Source organism: Pseudomonas sp. BF-R-01, assembly GCF_019946615.1.
Lineage (GTDB): Bacteria > Pseudomonadota > Gammaproteobacteria > Pseudomonadales > Pseudomonadaceae > Aquipseudomonas > Aquipseudomonas migulae.
The window spans coordinates 23,818-46,142 of sequence record NZ_JAGYFX010000026.1 but is presented as its reverse complement, the minus strand read 5'-3'; the positions used below and the strand labels follow the sequence as shown (position 1 = coordinate 46,142).

General features: G+C 60.6%; 22 protein-coding genes. 9 read left to right on the top strand and 13 right to left on the bottom strand.

The features are described 5' to 3' along the window. Positions 1-152: 152 nt before the first annotated feature. Positions 153-773 carry a LysE family translocator gene (locus KGB27_RS12480; RefSeq protein ID WP_192227379.1) on the bottom strand — a complete coding sequence of 207 codons (621 nt, stop codon included), beginning with the start codon at positions 771-773 and terminating at the stop codon, positions 153-155. A gap of 91 nt (positions 774-864) precedes the next feature. Next, positions 865-1,761, bottom strand: coding sequence for a DMT family transporter (locus KGB27_RS12475; RefSeq protein WP_008038222.1), 897 nt, complete (start codon positions 1,759-1,761; stop codon positions 865-867). Between the two features lie 101 nt (positions 1,762-1,862). On the opposite strand from KGB27_RS12475, the gene KGB27_RS12470 reads away from it, so the two are divergent. After that, entirely contained in the window at positions 1,863-3,194 is a 1,332-nt protein-coding gene (locus tag KGB27_RS12470) for a PLP-dependent aminotransferase family protein (RefSeq protein ID WP_223554678.1), read from the top strand. An 85-nt stretch (positions 3,195-3,279) separates the two neighbouring features. Further along, a complete protein-coding gene (locus KGB27_RS12465; RefSeq protein WP_192227376.1) occupies positions 3,280-3,867 on the top strand; it encodes a LysE family translocator in 588 nt (195 codons plus the stop codon). 8 nt (positions 3,868-3,875) lie between these two features. Here the strand turns inward: KGB27_RS12465 and KGB27_RS12460 are convergent, their stop codons facing one another. The 5 genes from KGB27_RS12460 to KGB27_RS12440 form a co-directional block, all read right to left on the bottom strand. Continuing rightward, on the bottom strand, positions 3,876-4,709 hold the full coding sequence (locus KGB27_RS12460; RefSeq protein ID WP_207285666.1) for an AraC family transcriptional regulator: 834 nt from the start codon (positions 4,707-4,709) through the stop codon (positions 3,876-3,878). Between the two features lie 35 nt (positions 4,710-4,744). Further along, entirely contained in the window at positions 4,745-5,248 is a 504-nt protein-coding gene (locus tag KGB27_RS12455) for a VOC family protein (protein ID WP_008038228.1), read from the bottom strand. Between the two features lie 93 nt (positions 5,249-5,341). Beyond that, positions 5,342-7,828, bottom strand: coding sequence for a TonB-dependent siderophore receptor (locus KGB27_RS12450; protein ID WP_223554676.1), 2,487 nt, complete (start codon positions 7,826-7,828; stop codon positions 5,342-5,344). 103 nt (positions 7,829-7,931) lie between these two features. Further along, positions 7,932-8,915, bottom strand: coding sequence for a FecR domain-containing protein (locus KGB27_RS12445; RefSeq protein WP_223554674.1), 984 nt, complete (start codon positions 8,913-8,915; stop codon positions 7,932-7,934). 4 nt (positions 8,916-8,919) lie between these two features. Beyond that, positions 8,920-9,444: a sigma-70 family RNA polymerase sigma factor gene (locus tag KGB27_RS12440; protein ID WP_008038238.1), complete on the bottom strand. Its 525-nt coding sequence runs from the start codon at positions 9,442-9,444 to the stop codon at positions 8,920-8,922. A gap of 293 nt (positions 9,445-9,737) precedes the next feature. On the opposite strand from KGB27_RS12440, the gene KGB27_RS12435 reads away from it, so the two are divergent. Next, complete coding sequence (locus tag KGB27_RS12435; protein ID WP_008038240.1) at positions 9,738-9,986, top strand: hypothetical protein; 249 nt, start codon at positions 9,738-9,740, stop codon at positions 9,984-9,986. A gap of 34 nt (positions 9,987-10,020) precedes the next feature. On the opposite strand, the gene KGB27_RS12430 is transcribed toward KGB27_RS12435, so the two are convergent. Then, on the bottom strand, positions 10,021-10,941 hold the full coding sequence (locus tag KGB27_RS12430) for a LysR family transcriptional regulator (RefSeq protein WP_223554672.1): 921 nt from the start codon (positions 10,939-10,941) through the stop codon (positions 10,021-10,023). A gap of 113 nt (positions 10,942-11,054) precedes the next feature. Here KGB27_RS12430 and KGB27_RS12425 point away from each other — a divergent pair, with 113 nt between their 5' ends. From KGB27_RS12425 to KGB27_RS12405, 5 genes are all read left to right on the top strand, one after another. Further along, positions 11,055-11,900 (top strand): oxidoreductase, encoded by an 846-nt coding sequence (locus KGB27_RS12425; RefSeq protein WP_223554670.1) that lies wholly within the window; start codon positions 11,055-11,057, stop codon positions 11,898-11,900. 297 nt (positions 11,901-12,197) lie between these two features. Continuing rightward, positions 12,198-12,653: a (2Fe-2S)-binding protein gene (locus KGB27_RS12420; protein WP_008038243.1), complete on the top strand. Its 456-nt coding sequence runs from the start codon at positions 12,198-12,200 to the stop codon at positions 12,651-12,653. Between the two features lie 15 nt (positions 12,654-12,668). Beyond that, positions 12,669-14,837, top strand: a complete 2,169-nt coding sequence (locus KGB27_RS12415) for a xanthine dehydrogenase family protein molybdopterin-binding subunit (protein WP_223554668.1) — start codon at positions 12,669-12,671, stop codon at positions 14,835-14,837. A 1-nt stretch (position 14,838) separates the two neighbouring features. Next, on the top strand, positions 14,839-15,417 hold the full coding sequence (locus tag KGB27_RS12410) for a hypothetical protein (RefSeq protein WP_223414497.1): 579 nt from the start codon (positions 14,839-14,841) through the stop codon (positions 15,415-15,417). Positions 15,418-15,491: 74 nt separating this feature from the next. Further along, positions 15,492-16,073: a GGDEF domain-containing protein gene (locus KGB27_RS12405; RefSeq protein ID WP_223554666.1), complete on the top strand. Its 582-nt coding sequence runs from the start codon at positions 15,492-15,494 to the stop codon at positions 16,071-16,073. Between the two features lie 154 nt (positions 16,074-16,227). Here KGB27_RS12405 and KGB27_RS12400 read toward each other — a convergent pair whose 3' ends face one another. Further along, complete coding sequence (locus tag KGB27_RS12400) at positions 16,228-16,653, bottom strand: VOC family protein (protein WP_223554665.1); 426 nt, start codon at positions 16,651-16,653, stop codon at positions 16,228-16,230. Between the two features lie 114 nt (positions 16,654-16,767). Here KGB27_RS12400 and KGB27_RS12395 point away from each other — a divergent pair, with 114 nt between their 5' ends. Next, on the top strand, positions 16,768-17,625 hold the full coding sequence (locus KGB27_RS12395; RefSeq protein ID WP_223554663.1) for a LysR family transcriptional regulator: 858 nt from the start codon (positions 16,768-16,770) through the stop codon (positions 17,623-17,625). 177 nt (positions 17,626-17,802) lie between these two features. Here the strand turns inward: KGB27_RS12395 and fabI are convergent, their stop codons facing one another. Genes fabI through KGB27_RS12375 form a run of 4 tightly spaced genes read right to left on the bottom strand, consistent with a single transcriptional unit; the run spans position 17,803 to position 22,325 of the window. Continuing rightward, positions 17,803-18,597, bottom strand: coding sequence for an enoyl-ACP reductase FabI (gene fabI / locus KGB27_RS12390; protein ID WP_008028639.1), 795 nt, complete (start codon positions 18,595-18,597; stop codon positions 17,803-17,805). 21 nt (positions 18,598-18,618) lie between these two features. Further along, complete coding sequence (locus tag KGB27_RS12385; protein WP_008038249.1) at positions 18,619-20,229, bottom strand: ABC transporter ATP-binding protein; 1,611 nt, start codon at positions 20,227-20,229, stop codon at positions 18,619-18,621. 1 nt (position 20,230) lies between these two features. Further along, a complete protein-coding gene (locus tag KGB27_RS12380; protein WP_008028637.1) occupies positions 20,231-21,250 on the bottom strand; it encodes an ABC transporter permease in 1,020 nt (339 codons plus the stop codon). Between the two features lies 1 nt (position 21,251). After that, entirely contained in the window at positions 21,252-22,325 is a 1,074-nt protein-coding gene (locus tag KGB27_RS12375; RefSeq protein ID WP_008028636.1) for a microcin C ABC transporter permease YejB, read from the bottom strand.

Below are 22,325 nucleotides of genomic sequence, written 5' to 3'. Positions count from 1 at the left end.
TCGGCTTTGGAAGTGCTCGGTTTGAAGCCGTGACGAAGGACGTTACCGGGAGCTTGAATGCCTGGATGCGCGATGGACCTGAAATGAATGAATCCGTTTTTCGAGTGTTCGCTGTCGGCCTGGAGCAGACAAATCAGCAGGCGTGAAACACTTCAACCACGGCGTGCCATCAGCAACACCGAAGCCGCCGCCGACAACAACCCCGCACAGCAGCGATTGAAAATCTGCTTGCCCCGAGGTTTCGCAAACCAGCGACGCATGTGCAGGCCCATGTAGGCGTAGGCGCCGATGGCGATCCATTCCAGGATCAGGAACAGCGCACCCAGCACTGCGAATTGCGGCGTCACGGCCTGGTTCGGGTCGACAAACTGCGGTAGGAATGCAGTGAAAATCAGGATCGCCTTCGGGTTGCCGGCTGCCACCAGGAACTCCTGTCGCGCCAATGTCAGCATCCCCGCCGGCGCGCCAGTCACAACGTTTTCAGCCCCCGGATCCGCGCGCCACAATTGCCAAGCGAGGTAGAACAGGTACGCCGCGCCGACAATCTTGATCCCGTAGAACAACAATTCCGACGTTTGCAACACCACCGCCAGACCCGCCGAGGCGAGGGCGATCATCCCGGCGAATGCCAGCAGTCGACCGATCCCGGCCACACACGCGGTGCGGTAACCGTAACGCGTCGAATTGCTGACCGACAGCAGGTTGTTCGGACCCGGTGCCATGTTCAGGGCGAAGCAGGCCGGGAGAAAAAGGGACAAGGTGGCGAGGTCCATGATCGGCTCCAGAAGCGAGAGCGATATTTTTATCACAGGTGCCGTGCGGCCCAACCCATACAGTGGCGAACGGCACGTCCCGTACAATCGCTTACTTCGCGAACTTCTTCGCCCCCGCCACACATAGAATCACCGCCACGGTCACCGCCAGCATGCCGATGCTGACCTGCTCGTGAAGCAAGGTCGCCGCCAGCGCCAGGCCAAAAAACGGCTGCAAGAGTTGAAGCTGTCCGACCGCGGCAATCCCGCCCTGAGCCAGCCCGCGATACCAGAAAACGAAGCCGATCAGCATGCTGAACAGCGACACGTAACCCAGGCTGAACCAGGCCGGTGTGCTGATCCCGGAGAACGATGCGGGGGCGAGCCACCAGGTCAACAGCGCCATCACCGGCAGCGACAGCACCAGCGCCCAGCAAATCACCTGCCAGCCGCCCAGTGTTCTGGACAGTTTCGCCCCTTCGGCATAACCCAGACCGCACGCGAGGATGGCCAGCAGCATCAGGATGTCGCCTTCAGGTGAGGCGGTCAGGCCTTGTGAGGCAGCAAATCCCACCACCAGCAGGCTGCCCAGCACCGAGAAAAACCAGAATACCGGCCGCGGCCGCTCACCACCGCGGATCACGCCGAACACGGCGGTCGCGAGCGGCAGCAAGCCGACGAAGACGATGGAGTGCGCCGACGTCACGTATTGCAACGCCAGCGCCGTCAACAGTGGAAAGCCGACCACCACGCCCATGGCCACGATGAACAGCGGCAGCAGTTGGCTCTTTGCAGGGCGCTTTTCCTTGAACAGCCACAGCATGCATAGCGCCAGTACGCCGGCGATGGTTGCACGGGCGACGGTCAGGAAAACCGGGTCGAATTCCAGCACTGCCACTCGCGTGGCCGGCAGCGAGCCGCTGAAGATCACTACGCCGATCAACCCGTTGATCCACCCGCTGGTGGTCTTTTCCCGGGGCTCGATATGCAGGTTCGATACGCGTTCCATTGAGGTCACACTCGATGATTGTTTTCGCGGCGGGTTGCCTTGAGCGCATCGTATGGCTGACTATAAAGACAATCAAAAAATTGTCATGGATACATCTCGAGATGCCGCGCTCCCGATACAAGTCGCTGGTTGATTCCTTTGCCACTGATATCCGTTGCGGACGTTTGCCGCCGGGCACTCGCTTGCCCACGCACCGCCAGTTGGCCGAGTCAGAAGGGCTGGCCCTGGTCACGGCCAGCCGGGTGTATGCAGAGCTTGAGGCGATGGGGCTGGTGAGTGGGGAAACCGGGCGGGGCACGTTCGTTCGGGAAACGTCGTTGCCGCCCGGCCATGGCGTTGATCAACCCGAAGTGGCCGCGGGCGTGATGGACCTGAATTTCAACTACCCCTCATTGCCCGGCCAGGCCGATCTGTTGCGCAACGCCTTGCGTCAGCTCGCGTTGTCCGGCGATCTGGAATCCCATCTGCGCTACCAGCCGCATGGCGGGCGCCTGCATGAGCGCGCGTCGGTCGCCAGCCATTTGCGCACGCGAGGGCTGAGCGTAGAGGCCGGGCAGGTATTGATCGTCAGCGGTGCCCAGCATGGTTTGGCGGTGACGATGATGGCGCTGCTGAAACCGGGCGATGTGATCGCGGCAGACGCGTTGACCTACTCGGGTTTCAAAGTGCTGGCGCAAGCGTTGCACCTTGAAATCGTGCCCATTCCCGTCACCGAGACCGGACCCGATCTCGATGCACTCGACACACTCTGTCGGCGTCGTTCGGTGCGGGCCGTCTACACCATGCCGACCCTGCACAACCCGCTGGGCTGGGTGATGGACGCGGCGTGGCGGAACCAGCTCGTATCGATAGCGCGCGCCCACGACCTGCTGATCATCGAGGACGCCGCCTACGCGTTTCTCGCTACTGACCCGCCACCACCAGTGTTCCAATTGGCGCCGGAAAGGACGGTCTACGTTTCAGGGTTTTCGAAGAACGTCGCCACCGGCTTGCGTGTCGGCTTCGTTGCTGCGCCGGCTGAAAAGGTCCCGGCACTGGAACGCGTGATCCGGGCGACCACCTGGAATACGCCTGGCGTGATGACCGCGATTGCCTGCGCATGGCTCGACGATGGAACCGTCAGCAAACTCGAGGCGCAAAAGCGCGCGGACGCACAGGCCCGGCAAGCCCTGGCTGCGGAGCTTCTGAAAGGGCTGCCGTGCATCACTCATCCTTCTTCCTACTTTTTGTGGCTGCCTCTGGCGGAGGACGCCAGGGCGGACCAGATCGCCGTGGAATTGATACAAGAGCACGTGGCTGTTTCCACCGCCGAACCCTTTTCCGTCGCTGCCAACGTGCCCCATGCGATCCGATTGGCGCTGGGGTCGGTGGACATGGATTCTCTTCGGGCAGCGTTGATCAAGGTGAAGCGGGTGGTGGGCGCTTATTCCTAGAACGGTTGGGCAGTTTTCTTCAATACGCGGACCAGCCCGCGTCTTACCGTGAGGCCTGGTTCAACTGAATTGAAGAAGGTATGCAATGAGTCTGATTATTTCGATGGCGGCGTTTGCCCTGGTGGCCTCGATTACGCCGGGGCCGGTCAACATTGTGGCGTTGAGTTCCGGCGCGCAGTTCGGTTTTCGCGCCAGTCAGCGCCACGTGGCCGGCGCAACGCTGGGTTTTGTGTTGCTGCTGGTGTTGATGGGGTTGGGGCTGCATGAAGTGTTGCAGGCATGGCCGGCGCTGACGCGGGTGGTGCAACTGGCCGGCGTGGCGTTTCTGTTGTTCATGGCGTGGAAACTGGCGGCGGACAACGGGCAACTCGACGCGAAGGAGTCGGGGCGGGCGCCGTCGATGGTGTACGGCGCGGTCATGCAGTGGCTCAACCCGAAAGCCTGGCTGGCCTGCGTGGCCGGCATGGGCGCGTTTGTCGCCGATGGCGAGGCGCGGCTGGTCTGGCAGTTTGCCGCGGTGTATCTGGTGATCTGTTACCTGTCCGTCGGTTGCTGGGCGTACGCCGGGACTTTTCTGCGCGGCTATCTGAACAACCCGGCGGGGATGCGCGTGTTCAACCGGATCATGGCGCTGTTGCTGGCGATGAGTGCGATTTACCTGTTGCTGCCCTGATCGATCATTCAGCCGCGATACTGCCCCGGTGTCGCCGCCAGATGCTGTTTGAACGCCCGCTGAAAATGCGCCTGATCGGCAAACCCGGCTTCCAGCGCCACGTCGGCGATCAGCTTGCCGCTGCGCAGTCGATCCTGGGCAAACTGGATGCGTCGGTTGACCAGAAACGCGTGGGGCGTCATGCCGTAATGCTGTTTGAAGGCGCGGATCAGGTAGGACGGCGACAGTTGCGCAGCGTCGCAAATGTCTTCGAGCTTGAGCATTTGCGTGCAGTTGTCGCGGATGTAGTCAGCCGCGCGCTCCAGTTTGAAATTGGGCTCGCGCAGCGGTTGATCGCCGGGGTTGAGGCGTTGCTGCACGTCGGTAAAAAACTCGACCGCCGCGCTGTGTTTGCTCAGCACGTCCTGCTCGCTGTCGACCAGTGTTTCGAACAACGCCTTCAGGCCGGCAAACAGGCTGGCGTCAGACGTATGAGTGATGGAAAACCGCCGAAACGCCAAGTCGCTGCCGAACCCGAGCTGATGCTGCAAGTCGGTGAGCCACGGCGTATCGACGTACAACATCAAGTACGACCACGGCTGGTCATTGATTGGATTACAGGCGTGGACGTCACCGGGATTCATCAGCACCACGGTGCCGGCGCTGACCTCAAACTCCGATTGTTCATGGATATAGGTACTGCGCCCGGCGGTAATCGCGCCGATGGAAAAGTGCTCATGGGCATGCCGGGTGTAACAGACCTCGCGCCCATCGGCGATGGAGCGGGCTTCAATGAAGGGCAGGGCATCGTCGCGCCAGAAGCGGGGGGCCTTGTCAGCGTCTTTGCCAGCGGTGGGCTTCATCGTCGGTGTCCTCGGCAGGTCAGCACCGGAGTGTATTAGCTCTCGCCGTCAAAGGCTCGTTGCAGTGCAGCGATATCGAGTTTTTTCATTTGCAGCATCGCCTCCATGGCGCGCTGTGATTTTGCCGTGTCGGGGTCTTTCATCATGTTCATCAGGGCGATTGGCACGATTTGCCACGACAGGCCGAATTTGTCCTTGAGCCAGCCGCATTGCTGGGCCTGAGGGACGCCCCCCGCGCTGAGGGCGCCCCAGAAGTGATCGACTTCCTCCTGGGTCTGGCAGTTGACCTGAAACGAGATTGCCTCGCTGAACTTGAACATTGGGCCACCGTTGAGGCCGGTGAAACTCTGTCCGTCGAGCTCGAAGCTGACCGTCATGACCGAGCCTTCAGGGCGGCCATGCAAATCGAAACCGGCGTGGCCATAGTAGGTCGTGGCGGTGATTTTTGAATGATCGAACACCGAGCAGTAAAACTTCGCGGCTTCCTCCGCCTGATCGTCGAACCACAGGCAGGGCGTGAGCTTCTGAACGCGTTGCATGGCGGTAATCCTCTCCACGGTTCACTCGTGCTGAACTTTCAGCGTAGTCAGCCGGGAGGGGCCCGGAAGTACCGCAGATCGACAAGTTACCGATCAGAAATCCCAGCGGGTGGTCAGTTGCACGTTGCGAGGCTCGCCGTAGAACCCGGTTCCAAAGTTACCGAGCCCGGTGTAATAGGTCTGGTCGAAGAGGTTCTTCACGTTCAGCGTGGTGCTCAGGTGATCGTTGAAGCGGTAACGCGCCATGACGTCCACCAGGGCATAGCTTTGCTGGGTGATTGTCGAAGACTGGCCGAAGTTGACCGGGTCGTTGGGGTTGGGCTGGAACACATTGCCGAAGAACTCGCTTTGCCAGTTCACGCCGCCGCCGACGGTGAGTTTTTCCAGTGCCCCTGACAGCCGGTAGGTACTGAACACCCGAACCACTTGTTCCGGCGCGGTGGTTTGCAGGATCGAGCCGTAGACGTAATCGCCCTTGGCGTCGCGGGTGTGGTTGTAGCTGTAGCCGGCCGACAGATTCCAGCCCTCCATCACTTCACCCGCCACTTCGACTTCAAAGCCCTTGGTCGTAGCGCCTTGCACCGGGCGGTACACCGATTCGGTGTCGACACCGCTGACGTACTCGGCAACGTTGTCTTGCTCGATGCGGAACACCGCGAAGCTGGCATTCAGGCGCCCGTCAAGGAATTCGGCCTTGAGCCCGGCCTCGTAGCTGTCGCCTTCCACCGGGTCGAGCAGTTTGCGCTCGGCATCCTTGCTCATCTGCGGCTGATAAATGCTGGTGTAGCTGGTGTACACCGACCAGGTATCGTCGAGGTCGTAGACCAGCCCGGCATATGGGGTGACCACGCCGGTCTGGCGATAGCTGTCGTGCACATCCTTGGTGGTCGGGTCGCTGTAGTCCAGCTCATCGCTGGCAGTGAAGCGGCTGACCCGGGCGCCGAGGATCACCGCCAGGTCGTCGGTTGGCTTGAGCCGGGTGGCCAGGTAGGCACCGGTCTGACGCTGGTCGATGTCGTTGTCGCCGACCCTGGCAATGTCCGGTTTCGCGAACTCGCCGCGCCAGTCGAAGATGCTGCCGTCGAGGGGCGGGTAGACCGAACCGTGCACCGGGATGTCCTGGCGGGTGTGCATCGACATGAAACCGGCGATCAGCTCATGCTCGCGACCCAGCAGGTTGAACGGGCCGGTGAAATTGACGTCGAGGTTGTCCTGCAACTGGTCGCCCTTGAACCGGCCCATGTACATGAACATGCCGTTGCCGGTGAGCGGGTCCGGATTGCCGCCGCTGGCCGAGGCGAGGAAGGTGTCGTGCTGGCGATGTTTGCGGTCGTAGCTGACCTTCAGCTTCCAGTCATTCACCAGTTGCTGTTCCACCGAGGCGAAGATCGTCTGGTTGGTGAAATCGCGCCGGCTCCAGTCGGTAGCCGGGTTGAACGAACGGGAAAAACGGGTGCGCGAACCGTCGCTGTTGTACATCGGGAAACCGGTCCAGCTGGCGCCACGGGAGCGGGTATTTTGCTGGTCGATACCGACGGTCACGAGAGTGCCCGGCGTCAGGTCGGCTTCGAGGATGCCGTAGGCGATGTCGCGGGTGTTGCGGTAGTTGTCCAGGTACGCGCTGCGGTCTTGATATGCCCCGACGAAACGCCCGCGCACGTTGCCGCTCTCCGTCAGTGGGCCAGCAATGTCGCCAGTGCTGCGATAGTTGTCCCAGGAGCCGACGGCGCCGGTGATCGAGGCCTTGAATGCTTTGGTCGGGCGCTTGCGGATCAGGTTGACGGTGGCCGATGGGTCCCCTGAACCGGTCATCAGCCCGGTGGCGCCCTTGATGATCTCGACGCGATCGAAGGTCGCCATGTCGGTGCTGGTGGTGCCGTAATCGTAAACGCCGTCGTAGTCGGTGTTGACACCGTCGTACTGGAAGTTGGTGATCGGCAGGCCACGGCTGGAAAACTCCCAACGCTCGCTGTCGTAGTTCTGCACACTGACGCCGGGTACGCGGCGCAGGGCGTCGGCGATGCTGGTGGAGCCCTGGTCGTCCAGTTGCTGGCGGGTGATGACCGACACCGACTGCGGGGTTTCACGCAAGGACAGCGACAGCCCGGTAGCTGAAGAGGTCGATCCGAGGGTGTAGGCGTGGCTGTCTTCGGTGATGGCGCCGAGCGCCTGGCCGGAAACGTTGGTGGTGCCCAGTTCCAGCGGCCCATCCGCTGCGGGGGCAACCTGCAGGACATAGCCGCGGTCGCCCTGCGGCTGGGCTTGCAAGCCACTGCCTTGCAACAGTCGCTGCAAGCCCTGTTGCACGGTGAATTCGCCTTCAAGCCCCGGGCTGTATTTATCACTCGCCAGATCGTTGCGGCCGGCGAGGAATATCCCCGCCTGTTCGGCGAAACGGTTGAGTGCGCTGACCAACGAGCCGGCAGCGACCGTGTAATAACGCTTCTGGCGGGTGGACTGTTCACTGGTGCCGGTTGTTCCGGCGTGGGCGAAGGTCGGGGCAAGACTCAGCAGCGCGACCGGAAGGGCCAGTGCCAACGGACGCAAGGCAAAACGAGTGCGAGCGAAGGAGTCGAGCAAAAGGGTGTTCCCTGGAATCAGATCGAGCGGCAATTGAAGTGCTTCACAGGGTTAACCGAACGAAAAACCAAAAAGGGAACTGTGGCGTTGAAATGTTTTTGGTTCACGCTTTTGGCGCGACGTTGACCCACCAGTCCATGGTTTTTTCGACGCGTATCGGTAGCGCCGCTTCCAGCAGGCGCAAGGCTTGATCGGTGTCCTTGAGCGGAAACGAGCCCATCACCGGCAAACCGGCGATGGCCGGGTCGCACGCCAGATGCCCCGGTCGGTAGCGGCTCAATTCTTCGATCAACTGCCCCAGCGGCAGGTTGTCCGCCAGCAACAGACCACGGCGCCAGGCTTCGCGGCCCGCCGCTGCTTCGGTGGAAGGCGGCGTGTGGTTTTGCGTGAACGCCAATTGTCGTCCGGCCTCGACCACCTGCACCTGGCCCGCCGTGGTTCGAACTTCGACCGCGCCTTCATAGACGTTCAGCAATGTCCGCTGTTGTTCCTGGCGCACGCTGAAACGAGTGCCGAGCGCGCGCATCCGGCCTTCGGTGGTTTGCACCAGAAAGGCTCGGCTGCTGTCCTTGGCGGTATCAATCAACACTTCCCCGGCATTCAACAGCAGCAAGCGTTGCGTGGTGTCGAAACGCACATTCAGCGCGCTGAGGGCGTTGAGCCAGATGCGGCTGCCGTCACTGAGGAGGCTTTCCCGGGTTTCGCCGGTGCCCGTAGAAAGATCGGCGGTCCATCGGCCCAGAGCGTCCGGCAGCGAAGATTCCCGCCAGGCGTTCCAGCCCAGTAGCCCGCCCGATGCGAGAATGAGCAGGCTCTTGACTGTCTGCCGACGGCTGATCGGCGAGCGCGCGGTATTACGCAGCACAAGACCGGCGGCCTGCGGGTGATCATCTTGCAGCGCGGCAAAGCGTTGGCCAACACGCTCGACATAACGCCAGGCCGCCTGATGATCGCCACTTTGCGCCAGCCAAGCTTGCCAGCGCTGACGTTCCTGATCGCCGACATGCTGATCGTTGAGTTGCACATACCATTGCGCCGCTTGTTCGAGGCTGGCATGGCTGATCGAGTTGGAAGTGGCGGCGGGCATGGCGCTACTCGATCAACAGGCCATCGAGTTCGGCCTCAAGCATCGCGCAGTGCATCAGCGCCTGTGCCAGGTACTTTTTCACCATGCGTTCGCACACACCGATTTCTTCGGCGATGGCGCGGTAGGGTAGGCCATGCAACTGGGCCAGGATGAACGCGTCGCGCACATTCTTTGGCAGGCGCAGCAGCATGGCGTCCACTTCATACAAGGTCTCGACGATGATTGCCTGTTGCTCCGGCGACGGTTGAACCGCCTGCGGGCGTGCAGCCAGCGTTTCCAGCCACGCCTGTTCCAGCTGTCGACGGCGCCAGTGATCGATGCACAAGCCACGGGCAATGGTCGCCAGGTAGGAGCGCTCGCGACTTTCGCAATCGAACACTTGAGGGCGCTTGAGCACGCGGATAAAGGTGTCATGGGCCAGGTCGGCAGCATCGAACGCATTGCTCAAGCGCCGGCGCAGCAGCTCATGCAGCCAGCGGTGATGCGTGACGTAGAGGTTCTGAACGCTGGAAGAATCGGCGACCATCATCGTGAACAGATATCCATGGGCGACAGGCGCCGTTGGTGCAAATAAGAATTGGTCGCGATTAAAACAAAAGGTTTGGCTGCGTGCAAATGATATTGGTTTGCTTTTAGGGTGTATGGACAGGCAGAAGGCCTTGGTGAAGTCAAATTGACTCTTGCCGTAGTCGTATTGACTGTTATGGCTTCAGGTCAAATTGACTGCCTTCGTCGCAGCGTGTTGATTTTTATAGCTTAAAAAACTGGCACGAAACCTGAAGTAACAAACGTACAACTGGTCTGATTCGGGAGTACGGAAATATGTTCGCTTACTTCAGCAATCCTCAGAATGTCTTGCACCTGTCTAGCAACATGTTGGGCGCGGGCCTGGCGCTGTTGCTGGCAGGCATCTACGGCGCTTATCTCTACGCCGGACACCTGCCGATCGTGGTGTTGGTCGCGATGCATGCCATGACCATCATCGGGCCTACCTTGATCAAGATTGGCTATGTCATGCGCCTGCTGGCCCAGCATCGGATGGGCAAAGGCTTGGTTGCCGCAGCGGTTTGAGGCATCAGACCGGCATTTTGTTTGTACCGAGGCTCTAGCCTCGTCCCAGACCACCCTGTTCGGCGATCCAGCGAGTGGCCAGGTCGATAAAGGCGCGCAACTTCGGTTGAGTCTGGGTTCTGCTGGGGAAATACAGGTACAGCGCCGAACTCAGTGGCACGAACGGTTGCAGCACCCGCTCCAGTCGGCCGTCCGCCAACTCATCGGCGATTTCCAGATCGCAGGCATACGCCAGGCCCGAACCGCTACGGGCGGCCGCCACCAGCAACCTTCGGTCATTGACGATCACGCCGCCCTCGACACCCACCGTAAAATCGCGCCCCTCGCGGCGAAACTCCCAGCGGTGTGCGCTTCCCGAGGTCGAAAAGCGAAAGCCGATGCATTGATGATGGGTCAGGTCCTCAGGGCTGGCCGGTTTGCCTGCCTTGGCGAAGTACTCCGGCGCACCCACCACCGACCATTGCAGATCCGGCGTGAGGCGCACCGCGACCATGTCTTTTTCGATGGACTCGCCCAGGCGGATCCCGGCATCGAAACCGCCAGCCATCAGGTCCACCGTCGCGTCATCGAGGGAGATGTCGAGGGTGACTTGCGGATAAGCCTCGCGAAACAGCGGAATCAGCGGCTCCATCAACAAGGCCCCCGACAGCCTCGGTGCAGTGAGGCGCAGCGTGCCCATGGGCTGATCGCGAAAGCCGCTGAGCACCGCCAGCGCTTCATCGATTTCACTGGCCGCAGGCCGCAACCGCGCAAACAGGCTGGCCCCGGCTTCAGTCAACGCCACCCGGCGCGTGGTGCGCTGGAACAGCAACACGCCCGTACGCCGCTCGAGCAATTTGATCGCGTGGCTGACAGCCGTGGGGGTGACCGCCAACCGCGTCGCGGCGAGGGTGAAACTCTTGTGCTCGGCCACCGCCAGAAACTCGGTCAAGCCATCGAAAGGATCGTGATTCATCGCGGTGCCATTATGAAAGAGCGTTTCATAGTGCTTGTAACACGAGGGCATTTTTCCGGGCAATCTTCCTGCGTACCTTGTGCCTACCCCCACTGCACACAAGGAACACGCTCATGACCACCTCCAATAACTTCAAACGTATCTGGCTCATCACAGGCGCTTCTCGCGGTATCGGCGCAAAAATCGCCGCCGCTGCGCTGGGCAACGGTGACGCGGTGGTTGCCACCGCCCGCGATGCCAACAGCATCACCCAGCGTTTTGGCGATCAACCCGGTTTGCTGGCCGTCACCCTCGACGTCACTGACGAAGCGCAAAGCGTTGCGGTCGCAAAAGCCGCCATCGAGCACTTCGGACGCATCGACGTGCTGGTCAACAACGCCGGTTTCGGTTTGCTCGGCGCAGTAGAAGAAGCCACTGCCGATGAAGTACGCCGCGTGTACGAAACCAATGTCTTCGGTTTGTTGAACGTCACTCGTGCCGTCCTGCCGCACATGCGCGCCGCTCGCAGCGGGCATGTGATCAACCTGTCATCGGTTGGGGGGTACAGATCCGGGGCGGGATTCGGTGTTTACTGCTCGACCAAATTCGCCGTCGAAGGCTTGAGTGAAGCGCTGCATGCCGAGCTGGAGCCGCTGGGCGTCAAGGTCACCATCGTTGAACCGGGCTATTTCCGCACGGAGTTTCTCGAAGGCAATTCGCTGGTCGAATCGCCGTCCTCGATTGCCGACTACGACGGCACTGCGGGCGAAGTACGCAAGATTGCCAAGGCCGTGACCCTGAATCAGCCTGGTGATCCGGACAAACTGGCCCAGGTCATGATCACTCTGGTGGAAGCGCAAAAAGCACCGCTGCGCCTGCCGCTGGGCAGTGACTGCGTCGCGGCGATCGAAGCCAAGAACGCCTATGTCGCCGGTGAGTTGCAGGCCTGGCGCGAAGTGTCGGTGTCCACCGATTTCTAAGCCCCGACGCAACCTGTAGGAGCCGGCTTGCTGGCGAAGCTGAAGTGGCCATACTGCCGCCTTCGCCAGCAAGCCGGCTCCTACAGGTTTGAGGTGGTTTTGAGAGTACCGGTGGTCGATGAACCGGTCTCGCCCGGCAATTTGCGCTTAGCTATAGGGATAACCCAAACAGCGCTACCTGTAGGAGCGAAGCTTGCTCGCGAAGGGGCCGTGTCATTTGACATGGAAGTCGTCTGATACACCGCCTTCGCGAGCAAGCTTCGCTCCTACATGGGCCGTGAGTCTGAGGAATTCGCCATGCTGACCCTCAACATCAATGGCAAGGATCAGGCACTGGATGTCCCTGCGGACATGCCGCTGCTTTGGGTCCTGCGCGATGTCGCGCACCTGACCGGCACCAAATTCGGTTGCGGCATGGCCCAGTGCGGCGCTTGCACCGTGCATGTCGACGGGGCGCCGCTGCGCTCCTGCATCACGCCCGCCACGGCAGTGGCCCATGGGCAAAAAATCCTCACCATTGAAGGCCTGTCCACCGACGGTTCGCACCCGGTACAACAAGCCTGGGCCGAACTCGATGTGGTCCAGTGCGGCTACTGCCAGTCCGGGCAGATCATGTCGGCGGCGGCGCTGCTGGCGAAGATCCCCAAGCCCACCGACAGCGACATCGACCAGGCGCTCTCCGGCAACATCTGCCGCTGCGGCACCTACCCGAGGATTCGTGCCGCGGTCAAACGCGCCGCCGACATCGGTTGACGGGAGTCATGCGCCATGAACAGCATCAATCCGTTATCGCGCCGAGGTTTTCTCAAGGGCAGCGCAGTGCTGGGCGGTGGGCTGGTGATCGCCTTTATCATCCCCGGCGCCCACCGTTTTGCCATGGGTGCCGAGAATCAGGGCAAGGTCTTTGCACCGAATGCATTTTTACGAATCGGTAACGACAACAGCGTCACCGTGCTGCTCGGCCATTCTGAAATGGGCCAGGGCATCTGGACCGGCCTGACCATGCTGATCGCCGAAGAGCTGGACGCCGACTGGTCGAAAATCCGCGTCGAACACGCCCCGGCGTCGGCCGCCGACTATGGTCTGCCCGGGTTTGGTGGGATGCAAATCACTGGCGGTTCGACCTCGACCTGGATGGAGTTCGATCGTTACCGTCAGGCGGGCGCGGCGGCGCGGTTGATGCTGATCGAAGCCGCCGCCAAGCGCTTCAATGTCGCGCCTTCGGAAATTCGCACCGAGTCGGGTGTGGTCATTGCCGGCGACCACCGCGCCACGTACGGCGAACTGGCCGATGACGCGGGCAAGCTGCTGGCACCGGACCCGGCGTCGATCAAGTTCAAGGAGGCGAAAGACTGGAAGGTCATCGGCAAACCGACCAAACGCCTGGACACACCGGAGAAAATCACCGGGCGAGCCAAATTCGGGATGGACGTGCAGTTCGACGGACTCATGACCGCGATGGTTGCCCGTGCGCCGGTGTTCGGTGGCAGCGTCAAATCCTTTGAAGGCGCGCAAGCGCTGGAGATCCCGGGCGTGCACAAAGTGGTGCAGGTGCCGACGGGCGTCGCGGTGATTGCCGATCATTACTGGGCGGCGAAACTGGGGCGCGATGCGCTGAAGGTCGATTGGGATCTGGGGCCGAACACCGGGCTCGACAGCCAACATCTGCTGGAGAGCTTTCGCAAACTCGCCGCCACGCCAGGCACGTCGGCCAGCAAGGCCGGGGATGCACAGGGCGCTTTGCGCAAGGCAGCGAAGGCGATTGACGTCGAGTACAGCGTGCCGTACCTGGCTCATGCACCGATGGAACCGCTCAATTGCACGGTGAAAATCACCCAGGACAAATGCGAAATCTGGACCGGTACGCAGTTCCAGACGCTGGATCAGATGATCGCGGGAAAAATCACCGGGCTCAAACCCGAGCAGGTCGAGATTCATACCGAGTTCTTGGGCGGCGGTTTCGGCCGGCGGGCCAACCCGACTTCGGACTTTGTCGCTGAGGCGGTGGAGGTCGCGAAGGCGGCGGGCGGTCCGGTGAAAACGGTCTGGTCGCGTGAGGACGACATTCGTGGCGGCTATTACCGCTCGGCGTTCCTGCATCAGGCGCGTATCGGCCTGGATGCCAGTGGAATGCCGATGGCGTGGAAGCACGTGATGGTCGGGCAGTCGATCATGGACGGCACAGCGTTTGCGGCCACCATGGTCAAGGACGGTATCGACAAAACGTCGGTCGAAGGCGTTGTCGACAGCCCTTACATCGAGGGCTTGGCCGATCATCAAGTGGAACTGCATTCGCCGAAAACCGGCATCACCGTGTTGTGGTTGCGTTCGGTCGGGCACACCCACACGGCGTTCGTGATGGAGTCGCTGATCGATGAGCTGGCCGAAGCGGCAGGCAAGGACCCGGTGGAGTACCGGCGAACCTTGCTCAAAGACCATGCGCGGCATCTTGGTGTGTTGAACCTGGCGGTCGAGAAGGCCAATTGGACAGCGCCATTGCCGGATGGGCATGCACTGGGTGTCGCGGTGCATGAGTCGTTCGGCAGCTACGTTGCGCAGGTTGCGGAGGTGTCCCAGGACAACCTGAAGATCCGCGTGCACCGGGTGGTGTGCGCGGTGGACTGCGGCATTGCGGTCAACCCGATGAGCATCGCGGCGCAAATGGAGTCGGCCATCACCTTCGGCCTCGGCTTTACCCTGCACAGCAAACTGACCTTCAAGAATGGGCAGGTGGTGCAGTCCAATTACCACGACTATCAGGTACTGCGCCTGAACGAAATGCCGCTGGTTGAAGTGCATATCGTGCCCAGCACCGACAAACCCGGCGGCATCGGTGAGGCTGGCGTGCCGCCCACGGCGCCAGCGGTGGCCAACGCAGTGTTTGCCCTGACCGGGCAACGGTTGCGCGAACTGCCCTTGCAACTGTCGGGGGTGTGAGATGAGGCGACATCTGATTCTGGGCGCAGTGGTGCTGATCCTCCTGACGATCTACGCCACGGACCTGTTCTCAGAGGATAGGGAAGCGTTGAAGGCTTTCGATACCGTGCAGAAGGTGTTTCAGAACCCGCGCTGCCAGAACTGCCATATCCCGGGTGATTCACCGTTGCAGTTCGATGCCGGAACGCCCCACGCGATGAACGTCGTACGCGGCATGGACGGCAAGGGCGCGGCCGGTTTGCCGTGCGCCACCTGCCACGCCGACAGCAATCCGCCGGCCAGTTACGGCCCGCATGCGCCGCCGGGTGCACCGCACTGGAGCCTGCCGCCTGCGGCGCACAAAATGGCCTGGATCGGGCTGCCGGCCGACAAATTGTGCGCAATGATCAAGGACCGCTCCAGTAATGGCGACCGGGATTTCGCCGCGCTGATCAAGCATGTCAGCGACGACAAACTGGTGCTGTGGGGCTGGAATCCGGGTGAAGGGCGAGCGCCGGTGCCGGTGCCGCACGATATCTTCGTCACTCAATTCAAGCGCTGGGCCGAGGCCGGAGGGCCTTGTCCGGTGGTGGGCAGTTGACCGACGGTCCGTTAACCGGGAGTCAAACCGGGTATGGACCACTCTAAAGAACATACCCGCCAATGGAGTGAGTCATGCTGAACCCAGGCAAACCGGTAAAACACGGCGCTAACGCAGACCCGTTGCTGTCGCCCCAGCAAGCGCGTCAATTGCTGCGTGATCAGGCCCGTAAAGCCGAGCAGGAAGTGATTGGTGTGCAGATGGCGAGCATGGATGAGTTGACGCTGCTGTCCAACCGTCACGGCTTCACGACACTGGCCCAACTGGGGCTGGACGCCTGTCAGCAACTGGAAAAGCCGGCCACGCTGCTGTTTTTCGATCTCGATAATTTCAAGCACATCAACTATTTGTACGGTCGCGCCGAAGGTGATGACGCGCTGAAAACCTTTGCCGACGTGCTGCGCATCGCCTTTCGCGAAAACGATGTGATTGGCCGGCTCGGCGACGACGAGTTTGTGGCCTTGTTGACCGGTTCAAGCGCCGTCGAGCTGAGTGCGATCAAGGCGCGACTCGAAGAAATCCTCGACGAGCGCAATGCCACGATGCGTCGCGGTTATGACATTCGTTTCAGCATTGGTCAGGTTGAGTACGACATTAATCTGCATCACTCGATCGATGAACTGCTGATTGAAGCGGAGAGGGCGTTGCATCGGTAGGCTGGAATTTCGGTGGTGTATGAGCGGGCCTCATCGCGAGCGGGCTCGCTCCCACAGTGGATCTTCGCAGAATACAAAACCTGCATCCGGCACAAATCCTTGTGGGAGCGAGACCGGCTTGCCGGCGATGAGGCCCTCAAAATCACCCATATCTTCACTTGGCAAACAGCTGCCCGATATCCTTGAACGCTTTGAACTCCAGCGCGTTACCGCAAGGATCGAACAAAAACATCGTCGCCTGTTCACCAACCAACCCCTGAAACCGAATGCCCGGTTCGATCACGAATCGTGTTTCAAGCGCCTTCAGCCGTTCAGCCAAACCCTCCCACTCATCCATCCCCAGCACCATGCCAAAATGCGGCACCGGTACGTTATGCCCGTCCACGGCGTTTGTATGCGCCGCTTCCTGTGAGGCGTTTTTGGGCGCCAGGTGAATCACCAACTGGTGGCCGAAGAAGTTGAAGTCGACCCAATGGTCGCTGGACCGGCCTTCCTCCAGGCCGAAGACGTCACGGTAAAAAGTCCGGGCTGCCGCGAGGTCATATACCGGGATTGCCAAGTGAAAAGGGGAGAGTTGCATCGCTGTGCCTCGCAGATTGACGGTGGTTGAGGTGGAGTTTAGCGCTGTTCTTTTCGATTGAAAGACGATAGTTTTTGCATCGAGCTCAAATTATTTCGATCAATCGAGACCGTCATGCTGCGTGAACTGAAAACCTTCATCGCTGTTACACGCTACGGCACATTCGCCGCCGCCGGCATGCACATCGGCCTGACGCAGTCGGCAGTCAGCGCGCAGATGCGCAATCTGGAACAGGCGTTGGGCATTCGTTTGTTCGATCGCACCGGGCGTCAGGCGATTCTCAATGCGGCAGGGCAACGGGCGTTGCCGATGGCCCGGGAGATGCTGGAAACCTTCAGTCGCATGGCGGTCAGCGATGACGTCAGCGAATACCGCGGCGAGTTGAAGATCGGCGCAGTGGCCACGGCCCAGACCGGGTTGCTGCCCCAGGCGTTATTGCGCTTACGCCAGCAAGCGCCGTTGCTGGAACCGAAACTGGTGCCGGGCGTTTCGCTCAATTTGCTGAGCCAGGTCGATACCGGGGAGGTTGATCTGGCCATCCTGATCAAGCCGCCGTTCGAGTTGCCCAAGGAGTTGTCGGCGCAGGTCATTCGCAAGGAACCGTTTGTGCTGATTGTGCCGCCGGAGCTTGAGGGTGATGACCCGTTGCAGATCCTCGCGAGCCATCCCCATGTGCGCTACGACCGCAATTCCTTCGGTGGACGCCTGGTGACGCGGTTCCTGCGTGAGCAGCAGATTGATGTGCAGGTGGCTTTGGAACTGGATGAACTGGAAGCCATCGTCAAAATGGTTGAATGCGGATTGGGTGTGTCGTTGCTTCCTGAGGCCGGGTTGTGGCTTGAGTATGGCGCGAAGGTGCGGATCATCCGGTTGGGCGAATTGACGTTCTACCGCGAGATTGTGCTGTTGCAGCGCTACAGCCAACGTTTGCAGCCAATCCAGCAGCTATTTGCCGACTGCTTGAGCCAATAGATGATCCCTGTAGGAGCTGGCTTGCCAGCGATGGCGATGTCCGTCTCACTATAAATGTTGGCTGTACGACCGCTATCGCTGGCAAGCCAGCTCCTACAAGGGATCGCGGTGGGGTCTGGAATTTCGGGCACAAAAAAACCCGCCTGTAGAGGCGGGTTTTTTCGTTACCGTCGAAGATTACTCTTCGAGGCTGCCCATGGCCGTGGTGTTGAAACCACCGTCCACGTACATGATTTCACCGCTGATGCCGGACGCCAGGTCCGAGCACAGGAAGGCGCCGGCGTTGCCGACTTCTTCGATGGTGACGTTGCGACGCAGCGGGGTTTGCGCTTCGTTGGCGGCCAGCATCTTGCGGAAGTTCTTGATGCCGGAAGCGGCGAGGGTGCGGATCGGGCCAGCCGATACGCAGTTGACGCGAGTGCCGTCCGGGCCCAGGGAGCCGGCCAGGTAACGTACGCCAGCTTCCAGCGAAGCCTTGGCCATGCCCATTACGTTGTAGTTAGGCATGGTGCGCTCGGCACCCAGGTACGACAGGGTCAGCAGGCTGCCATTGCGGCCTTTCATCATTTCGCGGCCAGCTTTGGCCAGGGCCACGAAGCTGTAGGCGCTGATGTCGTGAGCAATGCGGAAACCTTCACGGGTGGTGGCTTCGGTGAAGTCGCCGTCCAGTTGGTCGCCCGGGGCGAAGCCAACGGAGTGCACGATGCAATCCAGGCCATCCCACTTCTTGCCCAGCTCAACGAAAACCTTGGCGATTTCTTCATCGCTGGCCACGTCGCACGGGAAGCACAGGTCCGGGTTGGAACCCCAGCTTTGTGCGAACTCTTCGACACGACCCTTGAGTTTGTCGTTCTGATAAGTGAAGGCAAGCTCAGCGCCCTCGCGATGCATGGCGGCAGCGATGCCGGATGCGATGGACAGCTTGCTGGCGACACCGACGATCAGTACGCGCTTACCGGCGAGAAAACCCATGTGTTGCTCCTCTCTTTCAGGTTATTGCGCAGTGGCTGGTGCCAGAAAAGCGGCTTCCAGCAACTGCTGTGTATACGGATGTTGGGGGGCGGCAAAGATACTTTGCGCGTCTCCCTGTTCGACCACTTGGCCATGCTTGACCACCATCAGCTGGTGGCTCAGCGCTTTGACGACAGCCAGGTCATGGCTGATAAACAGATACGTCAGGTTGTACTTGGTTTGCAGTGAACGCAAAAGCTCCACCACTTGGCGCTGCACTGTCCGGTCGAGGGCCGAAGTCGGCTCGTCCAGCAGAATCAGCGCCGGTTTTAGCACTAATGCCCGGGCAATGGCGATTCTCTGCCGCTGCCCGCCGGAAAATTCGTGGGGGTAGCGGTGCCGGGTTTCCGGATCCAGACCTACCTCCCTGAGTGCCGCAATAATCGCTTGTTCCTGTTCCGCCTCGGTGCCCATCTTGTGAATCCGCAGGCCTTCGCCAACGATCTGGCTCACGCACATCCGCGGGCTCAGGCTGCCGAACGGGTCCTGAAACACCACCTGCATCTCCCGACGCAGCGGCCGAACCTGTTGTTGCGTCAGGCAGTCTAGCTGCTTGCCTTCAAAACGGATCGCACCTTTGCTGCCAATCAACCGCAAAATCGCCAAACCGAGTGTCGACTTGCCGGAACCGCTTTCTCCCACGATCCCCAGGGTCTGTCCCTGAGGCAGGCTGAAATTGATCCCGTCCACCGCTTTGATGTGATCGACGGTCTTTTTCAGCAAGCCTTTCTTGATCGGGAACCAGACTTTCAGGTCCTCGACGGCAAGCAATGGCGGGCCAATTACGTTGGTCGCCGGTTTGCCGCTGGGCTCCGCTGCCAGCAGTTCCCGAGTGTACGGATGCTGCGGCGCGCGGAACAACTCTTCGCACGATGCCTGTTCGACGATGCAACCGCGCTGCATGACACATACGCGATGCGCAATTCTTCGCACAAGGTTCAAATCGTGACTGATCAGTAACAATGCCATGCCCAGACGGGTCTGCAATTCCTTGAGCAATTCGAGGATTTTCAGCTGGACGGTCACGTCCAGCGCGGTGGTCGGTTCGTCTGCGATCAGCAGCTCCGGCTCGTTGGCCAGGGCCATGGCGATCATCACTCGCTGGCGCTGGCCGCCGGACAATTCGTGGGGCAGGGCTTTCAGGCGCTTCTCGGGCTCCGGAATGCCGACCATTTCCAGCAGTTCCAGCGTGCGTTTGGTCGCGACTTTGCCGATCAAACCTTTGTGGATGCTGAGAACTTCGTTGATCTGCTTCTCGATCGAGTGCAGCGGATTGAGCGAAGTCATCGGCTCCTGAAAGATCATCGCGATCCGGTTGCCACGGATGTGGCGGATGGTTTTCTCTTTCAGGCTCAGCAGGTCTTGCCCGGAGTACTCGATGGTGCCGGACGGATGCCGGGCGAGCGGGTAGGGCAGCAGGCGCAGGATCGAGTGCGCGGTCACCGATTTGCCGGAACCGCTTTCACCCACCAACGCCAGGGTCTCGCCGCGCTTGATGTCGAAGCTGACACCTTCGACCACCCGCTGGCAGCGCTCGCCAACGACGAATTCGACGGCCAGGTCGCGCACTTCGATCAGATTGTCCTGATTCATTTCACTTCCTCGGGTCGAAGGCATCGCGAGCGGACTCGCCGATGAACACCAGCAGACTCAACATCAACGCCAGCACTGCAAACGCGCTCATGCCCAGCCACGGCGCTTGCAGGTTGGATTTGCCCTGGGCCACCAGCTCACCGAGCGACGGCGCGCCCGGCGGCAAGCCGAAACCCAGGAAGTCCAGCGCCGTCAGCGTGCCGATGGCGCCGGTCAGGATGAACGGCATGAAGGTCATGGTCGAAACCATCGCGTTGGGCAAGATGTGGCGGAACATGATCGCACCATTCTGCATCCCCAGCGCCCGGGCCGCGCGCACGTATTCGAGGTTGCGTCCGCGCAGGAACTCGGCGCGAACCACGTCCACCAGGCTCATCCACGAAAACAGCAGCATGATCCCCAGCAGCCACCAGAAGTTCGGCTGGACGAAGCTGGCGAGAATGATCAGCAGATACAGCACCGGCAACCCGGACCAGATCTCCAGGAACCGTTGCCCGGCCAGGTCGACCCAGCCGCCATAGAAACCCTGCAAGGCACCGGCAATCACGCCGATGATCGAGCTGAGAATGGTCAATGTCAGCGCGAACAGCACCGAAATCCGGAAGCCGTAAATCACCCGCGCCAACACATCGCGGCCCTGATCGTCCGTGCCCAGCAGGTTGTCGGTCGACGGCGGCGCCGGTGCCGGGACTTTCAGGTCGTAGTTGATGCTTTGGTAGCTGTAGGGAATCGGCGCCCACAACACCCACGCATCCTTGGCCTTGAGCAGTTCGCGGATATACGGGCTCTTGTAGTTGGCTTCCAGCGGGAATTCGCCGCCGAACGTAGTCTCCGGGTAACGCTTGAGCGCCGGGAAGTACCAGCTGTTGTCGTAATGCACCACCAAGGGTTTGTCGTTGGCGATCAGCTCGGCACCGAGGCTCAGGCCGAACAGCACGAGAAACAGCCACAGCGACCACCAGCCGCGCTTGTTGGCCTTGAACAGTTCGAAACGCCGGCGATTGAGAGGGGACAGGTTCATCTCAATGCTCCCGGCTTTCGAAGTCGATACGCGGATCGACAAAGGTGTACGTCAGATCGCCGATCAGTTTCACCACCAATCCCAGCAGGGTGAAGATGAACAACGTGCCGAAGACCACCGGGTAATCACGGTTGATCGCGGCTTCGAAACTCATCAGCCCCAGTCCGTCGAGGGAGAAAATCACCTCCACCAGCAACGAACCGGTGAAGAAAATCCCGATGAACGCCGACGGGAAACCGGCAATCACCAGCAGCATGGCGTTGCGGAACACGTGGCCGTAGAGCACACGGTGATTGGTCAGGCCCTTGGCCTTGGCGGTGACCACGTACTGCTTGTTGATTTCATCGAGGAAGCTGTTTTTGGTCAGCAGGGTCATGGTCGCGAAGTTACCGATCACCAGCGCCGTCACCGGCAATGCCAGGTGCCAGAAGTAATCGAGAATCTTGCCGCCCATGCTCAGTTCATCGAAGTTGTTCGAGGTCAGTCCCCGAAGCGGGAACCAGTCGAAATAGCTGCCGCCGGCGAACACCACAATCAACAGAATGGCGAACAGGAACGCCGGGATCGCGTAACCGACGATGATCGCCGAACTGGTCCAGACGTCGAAGTGACTGCCATGTCGCGTGGCCTTGGCGATCCCCAGCGGGATCGACACCAGGTACATGATCAGCGTGCTCCACAGCCCGAGGGAGATCGACACCGGCATCTTTTCCTTGATCAGGTCGATGACCTTGGCGTCGCGAAAGAAACTGTCGCCGAAATCCAGGGTGGCGTAGTTCTTGACCATGATCCACAAACGTTCCGGCGCCGATTTGTCGAAGCCATACATGTGCTCGATTTCTTTCACCAGCGCGGGGTCCAGACCCTGGGCGCCACGATAGGCCGAGCCGGCCACCGACACCTCTGCACCACCGCCGGCAATGCGGCTGGTGGCGCCTTCGAAACCTTCGAGCTTGGCGATCATCTGCTCCACCGGCCCGCCGGGGGCGGCCTGGATGATCACGAAGTTGATCAGCAAAATGCCGAGCAGCGTCGGGATGATCAGCAGCAGTCGCCGAAAAATATACGCCAGCAT

Bases quoted from the DNA above. Each gene is read 5' to 3' on its own strand.
- KGB27_RS12480 (WP_192227379.1), bottom strand. From the start codon at position 773: ATGGACCTCGCCACCTTGTCCCTTTTTCTCCCGGCCTGCTTCGCCCTG.
- KGB27_RS12475 (WP_008038222.1), bottom strand. From the start codon at position 1,761: ATGGAACGCGTATCGAACCTGCATATCGAGCCCCGGGAAAAGACCACC.
- KGB27_RS12470 (WP_223554678.1), top strand. From the start codon at position 1,863: ATGCCGCGCTCCCGATACAAGTCGCTGGTTGATTCCTTTGCCACTGAT.
- KGB27_RS12465 (WP_192227376.1), top strand. From the start codon at position 3,280: ATGAGTCTGATTATTTCGATGGCGGCGTTTGCCCTGGTGGCCTCGATT.
- KGB27_RS12460 (WP_207285666.1), bottom strand. From the start codon at position 4,709: ATGAAGCCCACCGCTGGCAAAGACGCTGACAAGGCCCCCCGCTTCTGG.
- KGB27_RS12455 (WP_008038228.1), bottom strand. From the start codon at position 5,248: ATGCAACGCGTTCAGAAGCTCACGCCCTGCCTGTGGTTCGACGATCAG.
- KGB27_RS12445 (WP_223554674.1), bottom strand. From the start codon at position 8,915: ATGCCCGCCGCCACTTCCAACTCGATCAGCCATGCCAGCCTCGAACAA.
- KGB27_RS12440 (WP_008038238.1), bottom strand. From the start codon at position 9,444: ATGATGGTCGCCGATTCTTCCAGCGTTCAGAACCTCTACGTCACGCAT.
- KGB27_RS12435 (WP_008038240.1), top strand. From the start codon at position 9,738: ATGTTCGCTTACTTCAGCAATCCTCAGAATGTCTTGCACCTGTCTAGC.
- KGB27_RS12430 (WP_223554672.1), bottom strand. From the start codon at position 10,941: ATGAATCACGATCCTTTCGATGGCTTGACCGAGTTTCTGGCGGTGGCC.
- KGB27_RS12425 (WP_223554670.1), top strand. From the start codon at position 11,055: ATGACCACCTCCAATAACTTCAAACGTATCTGGCTCATCACAGGCGCT.
- KGB27_RS12420 (WP_008038243.1), top strand. From the start codon at position 12,198: ATGCTGACCCTCAACATCAATGGCAAGGATCAGGCACTGGATGTCCCT.
- KGB27_RS12415 (WP_223554668.1), top strand. From the start codon at position 12,669: ATGAACAGCATCAATCCGTTATCGCGCCGAGGTTTTCTCAAGGGCAGC.
- KGB27_RS12410 (WP_223414497.1), top strand. From the start codon at position 14,839: ATGAGGCGACATCTGATTCTGGGCGCAGTGGTGCTGATCCTCCTGACG.
- KGB27_RS12405 (WP_223554666.1), top strand. From the start codon at position 15,492: ATGCTGAACCCAGGCAAACCGGTAAAACACGGCGCTAACGCAGACCCG.
- KGB27_RS12400 (WP_223554665.1), bottom strand. From the start codon at position 16,653: ATGCAACTCTCCCCTTTTCACTTGGCAATCCCGGTATATGACCTCGCG.
- KGB27_RS12395 (WP_223554663.1), top strand. From the start codon at position 16,768: ATGCTGCGTGAACTGAAAACCTTCATCGCTGTTACACGCTACGGCACA.
- fabI (WP_008028639.1), bottom strand. From the start codon at position 18,597: ATGGGTTTTCTCGCCGGTAAGCGCGTACTGATCGTCGGTGTCGCCAGC.
- KGB27_RS12385 (WP_008038249.1), bottom strand. From the start codon at position 20,229: ATGAATCAGGACAATCTGATCGAAGTGCGCGACCTGGCCGTCGAATTC.
- KGB27_RS12380 (WP_008028637.1), bottom strand. From the start codon at position 21,250: ATGAACCTGTCCCCTCTCAATCGCCGGCGTTTCGAACTGTTCAAGGCC.
- KGB27_RS12375 (WP_008028636.1), bottom strand. From the start codon at position 22,325: ATGCTGGCGTATATTTTTCGGCGACTGCTGCTGATCATCCCGACGCTG.